The sequence below is a fragment of the Dysgonomonas sp. 511 genome (assembly GCF_010501105.1).
In the GTDB taxonomy this organism is placed as follows: domain Bacteria; phylum Bacteroidota; class Bacteroidia; order Bacteroidales; family Dysgonomonadaceae; genus Dysgonomonas.
The window spans coordinates 1-314 of record NZ_QVMQ01000117.1 but is presented as its reverse complement, the minus strand read 5'-3'; the positions used below and the strand labels follow the sequence as shown (position 1 = coordinate 314).

Below are 314 nucleotides of genomic sequence, written 5' to 3'. Positions count from 1 at the left end.
GATACGAGATACAAGTTCATATTTTATCAGCACCCAACTCGTTAACTCGTCTACTGGCGTCTTGTATCTCTCAAAAAAGTAACACTTGTAACACATTTTCTTCACTTTCTCATTGTTACTTTTCACTCTCCCTTGTCGTGGCTTTGCTGCTCTCTCTCCCTTTGGAGAGAGCGGGGAGAGAGGTGGTAACTTGTTTTTAAAACAGAAAACCCGGCTTTCGAGTCCGGGTCTTTAAATGCAGTTTTCAGAGCATAGACACCGTTGGGCACAAGGTTATTGATAAAAACATATTGAGAAATAATAGCATCGTTTAT

The 314-nt window shown here is 40.4% G+C and carries 1 protein-coding gene; it reads right to left on the bottom strand.

Annotated elements, in window-relative coordinates; translation table 11 throughout:
• Window positions 1–122: 122 nt before the first annotated feature.
• A partial coding sequence (locus D0T57_RS15740) for a hypothetical protein (RefSeq protein WP_221412317.1) occupies window positions 123–314 on the bottom strand: 192 nt, incomplete at its 5' end.